Origin of the sequence: Kitasatospora sp. NPDC097643 (genome assembly GCF_040302625.1) — a bacterium.
Classification (GTDB): Bacteria; Actinomycetota; Actinomycetes; order Streptomycetales; family Streptomycetaceae; genus Kitasatospora.
In genome coordinates this window covers 115,813-125,688 of the sequence record NZ_JBEOSA010000019.1, presented here as the reverse complement: position 1 = coordinate 125,688, position 9,876 = coordinate 115,813, and the positions used below count along the sequence as shown (strand labels likewise).

11 protein-coding genes are annotated in these 9,876 nt (G+C 73.1%); 1 reads left to right on the top strand and 10 read right to left on the bottom strand.

The genetic code is table 11. The features are described 5' to 3' along the window. Both ABTY15_RS15300 and ABTY15_RS15295 read right to left on the bottom strand, forming a co-directional pair. On the bottom strand, positions 1-185 hold a 185-nt coding region (locus ABTY15_RS15300; protein WP_350583557.1), incomplete at its 3' end, for a hypothetical protein. Between the two features lie 127 nt (positions 186-312). Beyond that, positions 313-1,893: an MFS transporter gene (locus ABTY15_RS15295; protein ID WP_350583550.1), complete on the bottom strand. Its 1,581-nt coding sequence runs from the start codon at positions 1,891-1,893 to the stop codon at positions 313-315. 144 nt (positions 1,894-2,037) lie between these two features. Between ABTY15_RS15295 and ABTY15_RS15290 the strand changes: the two genes are divergently transcribed. Then, positions 2,038-2,445 carry an ArsR/SmtB family transcription factor gene (locus ABTY15_RS15290; RefSeq protein ID WP_350583542.1) on the top strand — a complete coding sequence of 136 codons (408 nt, stop codon included), beginning with the start codon at positions 2,038-2,040 and terminating at the stop codon, positions 2,443-2,445. On the opposite strand, the gene ABTY15_RS15285 is transcribed toward ABTY15_RS15290, so the two are convergent. The 8 genes from ABTY15_RS15285 to ABTY15_RS15250 all read right to left on the bottom strand — a co-directional run bounded on the left by ABTY15_RS15285 (position 2,333) and on the right by ABTY15_RS15250 (position 9,810). Next, positions 2,333-3,040 carry a 4'-phosphopantetheinyl transferase family protein gene (locus tag ABTY15_RS15285; RefSeq protein ID WP_350583533.1) on the bottom strand — a complete coding sequence of 236 codons (708 nt, stop codon included), beginning with the start codon at positions 3,038-3,040 and terminating at the stop codon, positions 2,333-2,335. The two genes, ABTY15_RS15290 and ABTY15_RS15285, sit on opposite strands and share 113 nt — an antisense overlap. A gap of 27 nt (positions 3,041-3,067) precedes the next feature. Next, a complete protein-coding gene (locus tag ABTY15_RS15280; RefSeq protein ID WP_350583395.1) occupies positions 3,068-3,823 on the bottom strand; it encodes an AfsR/SARP family transcriptional regulator in 756 nt (251 codons plus the stop codon). 276 nt (positions 3,824-4,099) lie between these two features. Continuing rightward, positions 4,100-5,302 carry a cytochrome P450 gene (locus ABTY15_RS15275; RefSeq protein ID WP_350583376.1) on the bottom strand — a complete coding sequence of 401 codons (1,203 nt, stop codon included), beginning with the start codon at positions 5,300-5,302 and terminating at the stop codon, positions 4,100-4,102. Between the two features lie 37 nt (positions 5,303-5,339). Next, complete coding sequence (locus ABTY15_RS15270) at positions 5,340-6,008, bottom strand: HAD family hydrolase (protein WP_350583363.1); 669 nt, start codon at positions 6,006-6,008, stop codon at positions 5,340-5,342. Positions 6,009-6,041: 33 nt separating this feature from the next. Next, the gene (locus ABTY15_RS15265) at positions 6,042-7,022 is read right to left on the bottom strand and encodes an AfsA-related hotdog domain-containing protein (RefSeq protein WP_350583354.1); all 981 of its coding nucleotides are present in this window, start codon (positions 7,020-7,022) and stop codon (positions 6,042-6,044) included. Between the two features lie 97 nt (positions 7,023-7,119). Beyond that, a complete protein-coding gene (locus ABTY15_RS15260) occupies positions 7,120-8,325 on the bottom strand; it encodes a beta-ketoacyl synthase N-terminal-like domain-containing protein (RefSeq protein ID WP_350583341.1) in 1,206 nt (401 codons plus the stop codon). Next, positions 8,322-9,545: a beta-ketoacyl-[acyl-carrier-protein] synthase family protein gene (locus ABTY15_RS15255; protein ID WP_350583333.1), complete on the bottom strand. Its 1,224-nt coding sequence runs from the start codon at positions 9,543-9,545 to the stop codon at positions 8,322-8,324. Before ABTY15_RS15255 ends, ABTY15_RS15260 begins: the two co-directional genes overlap by 4 nt. Beyond that, positions 9,538-9,810, bottom strand: a complete 273-nt coding sequence (locus ABTY15_RS15250; RefSeq protein ID WP_350583327.1) for an acyl carrier protein — start codon at positions 9,808-9,810, stop codon at positions 9,538-9,540. Before ABTY15_RS15250 ends, ABTY15_RS15255 begins: the two co-directional genes overlap by 8 nt. Positions 9,811-9,876 lie beyond the last annotated feature (66 nt).

Genomic DNA, 9,876 nt, shown 5'->3' with positions numbered 1-9,876 from the left:
TCATTACCGAACGACGCCGTCTCCGACGTGAAACGGTCACCCGTCAACTGCATACCGTCACCGGAATCACCGGCAAAACGAATGATCACGCGGTCCAGCTTGCGGACCGGCTTGGGCACACCGGTGGCGGAGGCCGAGGCCTGCTGCGCGGTGCCAGTCATGGCTGTTCTCCATACGTTGCGGATCGGGTCGGACTCGGACGGGTCCGACAGTCGCCCTGGCCGGCTGCGAGCCGGCCGGGAGGCGCCTCGGGGGTTGGCGCCTCCCGACCGTGTCGGGGGCCGCGGTTACCGCTCGGGAGCGGCCGCGGGGTCAGTCGGCCTGGGCCGGGGTGTTCTTGCGGCCGCTCAGCAGCGCGGCGATGAGCACCAGCAGCGCCAGGCAGATGCCGCCGAGCACCCACAGGACGGTGTGGAAGGCGCCGTCGTAGGCGTTGACCAGGAGGTCGGTGAAGCTGCCGCGCTGCGCCTCGGCGACGGCCTCGGCCGGGCCGCTGATGTTGCCGCTGGCGACGGTGCCGGCGACGGTCGCCGGGTCACCGGCGCCGGGGTAACCGGCCAGGCTGTCCTGGGTCTTGTTGGTGATGACGGTGGCGAGCAGCGAGCCGTAGACGGCCACCGCGATGGCCTCGCTGCCGAGGCGCATGGTGTTGAGGAAACCGGCGGCCATGCCGGCGCGCTCGGGGGCGACGAGTTCCAGGGCCTGGCCGTCGACGAGGCCGGCCGCGAGGGCGTAGCCGGCGCCGGTGATCAGCATCGGCAGGGCGACCAGCCCGAGGTTGACGTCGGGCTGGAACAGCTCCAGGCCGCCGGCGCCGACCACCAGGAAGACCAGGCTCAGGTAGATGATGCCCATCGCGGAGACGCCCTTGGCGACCAGCTTGGCGGCGACCAGCGGGAAGACCAGCATCGGGACGGTGAGCAGCAGCATGATCACACCGGCCTTGCCGCTGGAGTAGCCGCCGGCCGCGGTGAGGTAGCTGGGCAGGTAGGTCAGCATGGTGACGAAGCCGAAGGAGCCGGCCACCGGCACCAGGCAGAGCGCCATGAAGCGGCGGTTGGTGACGATGCTCAGGTCGAGCATCGGGTGCTCCTTGCGCTTCTCCACCGCGGCGAAGACGACGAGGGCGACGACGGTGCCGACGAACAGGCCGAGCACGCCCGGGCTGGCCCAGCCCCACTGCGAACCCTGCGCGATGCCGGTGGTGAGCAGCAGCATGGCGAGGATGAACAGGGCGGAGCCGAGGACGTCGACGCGAGCACCCTCGTTGCGGGTCTCCTGGACGGCGCGGCCCATGGTCGGGACGGCGAGCAGGACGAGGGCCAGCACGATCACGTGGATCGCGAACACCCAGCGCCAGCCGGCGCTCTCGATCAGCGCGCCGGACAGCGACGGGCCGAAGGAGACGCCGATGCCGGCGACAGTGCCGAAGAGGGCGAACGCCCGGCCGCGGGCGGGGCCTTCGAAGACGGTGGAGAGCAGTGCCGCGCCGCAGGAGAAGATCGCGGCGCCGCCGATGCCGGCGAGGGCGCGGGCGGCGTCCAGCAGGATCACGTTGCCGGCGAACACGCTGACCAGCGAGGCGACGGCGTAGATCGTGGCGCCGACGGCGAAGGCGCGGACGCGGCCGATGATGTCGGCGATGGAGCCCCAGGCGAGGGTGAAGCAGGCGAACGCCACGTTGAAGGCGTTGACGACCCACTGGAGCGGCACCAGGCCGGCGTCGAGGTCGGAGCCGATGTACGGCAGCGCCACACCAGTGCCGGAGATGGACGTGGGGACGACGAAGACGGCCAGCAGGACGGCGACCAGGATCAACGTCTGCCGCTGGGGCCCTGACGCCTGGGATCCGGCGTCTTCCCCGATCAGGGGGGATTCGGTCTGTGCAGCCATGGTTGGGGGAAGCTCCCGTTTAGGAGGGCTCCGAACCTCAGGTTCGGCTCTTATCGAACCTAAGATTGGCACGGAGCGGAGGTACGATGCAAGTGCAACCTGGCCCCTGGCGGTGGCCAACGAGCGACAGGGAGACGGAGAGAGATGGTTGACGCGGAAGGCCACCCGAGCCGGGACGAGATGGAGCTGCCGGTGATCCTGAACGCCTTGTCGGATCCCTTGCGCTACAAGGTGATCCAGGAGTTCCTGGAGCTGCCGGACGGCACCGAGCGGACCTGCCTGTCGTTCGGACTCGGGGTGTCCAAGTCCACGCTCAGCCACCACTTCCGGGTGCTGCGCGAATCCGGGCTGGTCCAACAGATCAACCGCGGGAACAGTAGAAAGGCGCACCTGCGCCGGGAGGACCTGGAGGAGCGCTTCCCCGGACTGCTGGAGCTGATCAGCCGAAACCCCGCACCTGCGGCGGGAACGGCGAAGGACGACGCCGACGCGGGCGCCGCAGCACCATCGCGGTCAGGATCAGACCGTCCCGGGCGAGCCACCGGCCCATGAGCCGGGTCGACCGGGAGCCGCGCCCGCCGGGCCCGGGGAGTCTGACCCTGGCCCGGAAGGTGCCGGCCAGCGGGTCGACGGTGACCAGCGCGTCGTCGAAGCCCAGCGGCCCGACCACCGGGAAGCAGGCCTTGTAGACCGACTCCTTGGCGCTGAACAGCAGCCGGTCCCAGCTCACTTCGGGCCGCCGGACGAGCAGCGCCTCGACCCACGCCCGCTCCGCCGCGAGCGACACCAGCGGCAGCATGTCCGCGTTCCGCAGCCGCTGGTTCGGCTCCGCGTCGACGCCGATCGCCAGGATGTTGCGCGAGGGGGCGACCGCCGCGGCGTGGTACCCGCGGGTGTGGGTCATGCTGCCGGTGAGCCCGCTGGGCCAGACCGGCTCGCCGGCCGGGCCGCGCAGGATCGGGGCGGGCGGCAGGCCGAGCCGGACCATGCCCTGACGGGCGCAGTCCCGGATCGTGGTGAACTTGGCCCTCCGGGCGGTGGCCATCGGCGCGGCCCACGCCTCCTCCTCGGGGAAGAGCGCGGTGTCCTGCACGGTGTCGAACGAGTCGGCGCCGGCGACCGGCTCCGACAGCAGTTCCTCGATCATGCCTGTCACGTCCTTCCTGACCGGGAGTCATGCGACTCCTCGGAGGATCTCGCCGCGCAGCCGCTGGACGTCGCCGGAGGGCTCCACGCCCAGTTCGCGGTTGAGCAGGGTGCGCAGCGACTGGTAGGCCCCGAGCGCCTCGGCCCGCCGGCCCGAGCCGTGCAGGGCGCGGATCAGCTGGGCGTGCCGCCACTCGTTGAAGGGCTGGGCCGCGACCAGGACCCGCAGTTCGTCGACGACGTCCCGGTGGCGGCCCCGGCCGAGCTCCGCCTCCAGCCGGTGCTCGATCACCCGCTCGCGCAACCCGCCCAGTTCGGCGGCGAGTTGCTCGATCACGGCGCCGTGCCGCACGTCGGCGAGGACCGGACCGCGCCAGAGCGCGAGCGCCCGGCCGAAGAGGTCGGCGGCGCCGTCCACCTGGCCGGCGTCCAGCAGGTCCTGCCCGCGGGCGCAGAGCAGCCGGAAGGCCGTGGCGTCGACGCCGTCCTCCGGAACCTCCAGCCGGTAGCCGTACGGCTGGCTGGCGATGTGCGGTTTGTGCTCCTGGGCGAGCGGGAGGGCGGCGAACCACTTGCGCAGGTGGTAGATGTGCGTCCGGACGGTCATCACGGCGGTGGCGGGCTGGTTCTCGCCCCACAGTTCGTGGGCCAGCACGTCGATATTCACGTCCTCGTTCGCGCGGAGTGCGAGCAGCGCCAGCACTTTCCGCAGTTTCGGCCCGCGGAGGGCGAATTCACGCCCGGCGAACCGGAATTCCAGTGTTCCCAGAACATCGACACGCATGACGTCCGACATGTCTCCCCCGTGATTCCCGCGCGACGGTCGGGATCTCGCCCGGCCCCCCGGCCGGCGCTCTTCGAAAATATCCGTCCCGGGCCGCGGGACTCAATGGAACTGCTCCTCAGGTGCCACCCCGGATACGTCCAAAGGAACATGCCGGGTGGCACCCCGTGCTCCCCCCGGCGTACCGGCGGGGGACGCACCCGGGCCCCGCCTGCCAGCAGGCGGGGCCCGGGTGCCGGACGCGGGAGGGGTGCGCCCCCCGCGGGCTGTGTACCGCTACCAGCGCACCGGCAGCGTGGTCGGGCGGCGCAGCAGCGCCCCCTCGTCCCAGGCCAGGTCGGCCGGGTCGCCGTCCAGCCGCAGGTCCGGGAACTCGCGCACCAGCCGGGTGAGGATGTCGCCGATCTCCAGCCGGGCCAGCGCGGCGCCGAGGCAGTGGTGCATGCCGTAGCCGAACTGGAGGTGCCGCTTGCCCTTGCGGTCCGGGTCGATGACCAGCGGGTGCTCGTACACCTCGGGATCGCGGTTGCCCAGGAAGGCGTCCGGGTACACGATGTCGCCGACCTGGATGGTGCCCTCGGAGGTCACCACCTCGCGGTGGGCGACCCGCGGGAAGGTGGACATCCGGCCCAGCGGGACCAACCGGATGATCTCCTCGACCATCTGCGGCACGATCTCCGGCTCGGCCACCGCCCGCTGCCACAGGCTCGGCGCGCTGAGCAGCGCGTGGGCGGCCTTGGCGAGCACCGACAGCACGTTCTGGTCCACCGACACCACGGCGGTGAAGATGATGCCGACGAGCTCCTTGTCCTCCAGCGGCGGCTCGGTCTCGTTCCGGCCCTGGATGAACTTCTCGATCAGGCCGCCCGGGACGTACGGGCGCTTCCCGGCGACCATGTCCGCGACGTAGTTGTACGCGGTGAAGAAGTCCTCCACCAGCTGCGGGACGTCGTCGTGCAGCGCCATCTGGATGGTGCGCGAGTGCGGGCGGAAGTACGCCACGTCCTCCACCGGGATGCCCAGGAAGTGGCAGGTCAGCTCGATCGGCACCCGGTCCAGGACGGCGGTGTACAGATCGGGCCGCTCCTGGGCGCGCAGCTCGGCGAAGCTGCGGGTGATCGCGTCGTCCAGGTACGGACGCAACTTGGCGACCGCGTTGGCGCTGTAGTCCGCGGTGACGAACCGGCGCAGCCGGGAGTGGTCCTGGCCGTCGAGGTTGATCAGCATCTCGGGCGGCAGGGTGGTCGGGAAGAAGGTCGGGCCGCCCTCGACATTGGTCTCGGTCCGGCCGAAGGTCGGGTCGGTGAGCACCTTGTGGACGTCCGCGTAGCGGGTCAGGTGCACCGCCCGGTGGCCGCTGGGCAGGGCGATCTGGGGCAGACCGCCGGCCGAGCGCTCGGGCACCGGCGTGTACAGCGGGGTCGGGTCGAGGCCCGGGATGTCCGTGACCGAGACGGACGCGTCGAGTGAGGTGGTCATGCGGGTGGCTCCTCCTGGAGGTCCGGTACGGCCGGGTTCAGAGCAGGTCGGTCAGGCCGGCCAGGCCGGTCGCTTCGCGCAGGTCGGCGAGGGTCTGCTCGTCGTCCCGGAAGAGCACCGTCTTCCAGCCCTGGGCGCGGGCGGCCGCGAGGTTCTCCTCGACGTCGTCGATGAGCAGGCACTCGACCGGGGCGACGTCGGCGGTCTTGGCGGCGATCTCGAAGATCTCCGGGTCCGGCTTGCGGTGGCCGACCTCGGAGGAGTCGATCAGCACGTCGACCTCGCCGACCGGGGCGATGATCGCCTTCCAGTACGGGCCCCACTCGGTGACGTTGTTGGACAGGATGCCGGTGCGCACCCCGTTCTCCTGGAGGTAGCGGTACGCCCGGACCATCACCGGGTTGGCCCGGACGCCGTCGAACCACTGGCGGCCGAAGGTCTCCAGCTCGGCCCGGGAGAGGTCGATGCCGGGGTTCTGCTCGGCCAGCACCCGGGCCAGCCGGCGGCCCCACTCGGGCTCGCTGATCACGCCGACCTCGACGGGCGCCATGGTGGGCAGGCCCATCTCGTCGGCGACGCCCTTGATGGCGGCCTTGAGCTGACGGGGGGTGATGCCGGTCTTGACCTCGTAGGCCTCGTAGATGCGCTCCAGCGGCGGGGAGAGCACGCCGCCGAAGTCGAACCAGACCATGGACAGGTGGGACATGATGTGCCTTCCGGGAGGGGTGGTGGGAGGGGGTCAGCCGAGGGTGACGGAGACGGAGGCCACGGCCTCTTCGCCCTGCACCGCCCGCATCAGGTAGGAGGTGGCGCCGCGGTCCGGGTCCGGGGCGGCGGTGAGCCGCACGGTCTGGTCCAGTTCGGCGAAGCGGTCGAAGGAGCCTTCCAGGCGCAGCACCCGGCCCGCGCCCTCCGCGCCGTCGGCGAGCAGCAGGGCGCTCTGGCGGGCGGCCTCGCTGAAGACCATGGCCGGGACGTGGTCGTACGGGTGGTCGTACATGCTGCGGTTGCGGAAGGTGCGCGGGCTGAGCACGGCGGTCAGCCGGGTGTCCTCGCGGCGGACGTCGTCGAGGACGGCGTTCACCGGGTCGAGGCGGTGCACCGCGCGGGGGTCGACCGGCTCGCCCAGCGGGTCGGCGGGCAGGCCGAAGGCGGTCGGGACCTCGCTGCCGCGCTGCATGTAGCGCAGGTTGTGGTACTGGTCGGTCGCGGTCGCGCGGACGTCCATGGTGAGGTGGCCGAGCGGGCGGCCGTCCAGGCCGAGATCCATCGCGAACTCCAGCCGGCGCAGCCGCCCGCCGCGCACGTGGCGGCCGGTGACGTCGCCGGCGATGGCCAGCTCGCCGGGGCGGGTGCCGCAGGCCAGCGCGTCCCGGTCGGCGACCTCCAGGGACCAGGAAGTCACCATGAAGGTGGTGGCGGCCGGGACGCCCTGGTGGAGGTGGGCGGCGGCGGTGACGGACTGCCGGCACGCCTCCAGCACCAGCAGCACGTCGTGGTGGTCGAGGCGGCCCGGGTGGTCCCGGAAGTACCCGTGGGACAGCGGGAGTTGGGCGGCGGCCTCGAACCGCCGGTCGTCCGTCGCCCGCGATCCGGTCAGGAACACCTCGGACAGCGACCAACGGTGCACCAGGCTGCGGGGGACGGTCTGCTCGTACGCCAGCGGGGCCGGCGCGTCGCCGTCCTGGTCCGGCGGGGCGAGCAGGGACGTGCTTTCCATGAGTTCTCTCCAGATCGGTGCGGTGGGCGGGCGCGGGCTCGGCACAGGCGGGGCGCGGGTCGGGCTCGGCGCGGGTCGGGCTCGGCGCGGGCGGGGCTCAGCGCGGGTCGGGCCGGGCGATCACCGCGGCGCCGACGGACCCGTCCGGGCCGACCGCGGTGAGCACGGCCGCGCGCTCGCCCGGTGCGGCCGCGCCGGACTGCCAGCGGGCCAGGACGGCCGCCAGTTGCAGGGCGACGGACGCCCCGTACGTCTCGCCGAACAGGGCCCCGGTGCGGACCAGCCGGTCCGCCGGAACGGCGCCGAGGGCCGTGCGCAGGGCGCGGCGCTCGACCGCGGACCAGCCCCGCCGGGCCGCCGCCCCGGGCGCGACGGCCACCGGTTCGTCGGCCGGCAGGCCGCTGCGGCGCAGCGCCCGGCGCACCACGGCGGCGAGCCGGCCGGCCACCCCGAGCGGGCCCTCGGTGACCGGGTCCGCGTAGCCGGTCTCACAGGCGAGCAGCTGCCCGAGGACGCCCCGGCCCGCACCGGCCGCGCCCGCGCGCTCCAGCACGAAGATCCCGCAGCCCTCGCCGAGGGCGGCCGCCGGGTGCAGCGCGCCGCTCTGCCGCCAGGCCCAGGCGGACGCCGCGGACAGCTCCTCGACGCCGCCCGCGAGCAGCCGGTCGGCGTGGCCGTTGACCAGTGCCGTCCGGGCGTAGCGCAGCGCGTGCAGGGCGGCCAGCGGGCCGCCGGAGACGGTCGCGTTGACGCCGGTGAGGCCGAGCCGGATGGCGGTCTTGCCGGCCGCCGAGTTCATCAGCGTGCCGGGGAAGGCCGACGGGTTGACCAGGTAGGGGTACTCCTGCACGAAGGTGTCCCGGAAGAACACCTCCTGGGCGCCGGAGCTGCCCACGGTGGTGCCGAGCACGAGGCCGGTCCGGGCCTGTGCCGCCGGCGCGGCCACCGCGTCGGCGGCGAGCGTGCAGGCCGCCATCACCAGCTGGTCGGTGCGGGAGAGCCGGGACAGGCCCTTGCGGCCGAGGACGGCGACCGGGTCGAAGCCGGTCACCGGGCGGACGGCCAGCTCGGGCCAGCCCTCGCCCGGCAGCTCGGCCGGTACCCCGTCCTGCGCATCGCCGTGCGCCCCGGCCGGGGCCGACGGCCGGGACTGCGCGGCGGCGATCGCCTCCGGGCCGAACCCGGCGGCGCTGAACACGCCGTGGCCGAGGATGTCGACCGGCGCGACCGCCGGCGCCCCGCCCTCCTCCCGGGCGGCCGGGCGGGCGGACGCCGCCGGTGCGAGCAGAGTGGATCCGGTCATGCCTCGACCTTCCCTAGCAGGAGGACCGCGTTGTTGCCGCCGAAGGCGAAGCCGTGGTTCTGCACCACGCGGGGCGCGGCGGCCCGGGCGGTGCCGGGGACGACGTCCACCTCGCCCAGGGCCGGGTCCACCGTGCGCAGCGTCGCGCTCGGCGGCAGGAACCCCTCGTGCAGGGCGGCGCAGGAGACCAGGGCGCCGAAGGCCGCGGCCGCGCCCATGGTGTGCCCCAGCATCGACTTGATGGAGCTGATCGGGGGCAGGGCCGCCCCGAACACCTCCCGCACGGCGCCCACCTCGGTGACGTCGTTGGCCCGGGTGCCGGTGCCGTGCGCGCAGATGTAGTCGACGTCCCCCGGCGTGACGCCCGCGTTGGCGTGCGCGATGCGCACGCACTCGGCGATGGTCGCGGCGTTCGGGTTGGTCATGTGCTTGGCGTCGCAGGTCATGCCGTAGCCGAGCACCTCGGCGTAGATCCGGGCGCCGCGCCGCAGCGCCTCGTCGAGCGGTTCCAGGACGAGCGCCGCCCCGCCCTCGGCGGTGACGATGCCGTCGCGGTGCTCGTCGAAGGGGCGCGGCACGGTCTCGGCGAGCGCGCCGAGCGCGTGGAAGCCCGCGTGGGTCGCCCGGTTGGAGGCGTCCGCGCCGCCGCAGACCGCGAAGTCGGCCTCGCCGGCGCGGATCAGGTCGTAGGCGTAGCCGATGGCGTAGTTGCCGGCGGCGCACGCCGTGCCGAAGGTGACGGCCTCGCCGGTGAGGCCCAGCTCGGCCGAGACCGCGCTGGCGATGTTGCCCGGCTCGGTGCGGCCGACCTGCGCCGGCTCCAGGGCGCCGGGCCCCTCGGCGACCCACCGGGCCACCGCGTGCTCGACCGCCTGCGACTCGCCGTTGGTCGTGCCGAAGCAGCTGACGCCCCCGTCCGGGAGCGCCGCCGGGCCGTCCAGACCGGCGTCGGCGACGGCCATCCGGCCTGCGGCGGCGGCGAGTTGACCGCTGCGCCCCCACCGCTCGGGGGCGGTGCGGTGCAGGTGCTCCGCCGGGTCGAAGCCGCGGACCTCACCGGCCAGGGTGTGCTCGAAGCCGGTCGGGTCGAACTGCTCCGCGGGGCCGATCCCGCTCCGGCCCTGCCGGATGCCCTCGATCAGCGCCCCGGTCCCGAGCCCGAGGCCGCTGACGGCCCCGAGCCCGGTGACGACGACCCGCCGGGAAGCCCTGTCAGGCACCCACGGCCTCCGGAACGTAGTGCTTGCCGACCAGCTCGTACGCCTCGGGCAGGGTGTCCAGCTCGGACAGGTCGTCCTTGGGGATCTTGATCCGCAGGTCACGCTCGAAGCGCGAGATGATCTCGATCACCAGGAGCGAGTCGGCGTCGAGGTCGTCGACGAAGCTCTTTTCGTCGTTGAGGTCGGTGATGTCCGCTTCGAGTACCTCGGCGACGATTTCGCGGATCTTCTCCCGAATTTCGCCCGGAAGTGCGCTGCTGCTCATGTTCTTCTTCCCCTCGAATTGGACGCCATTGCCGTGGAATTACCGGCTGCCGGTTTCCCGACGGCC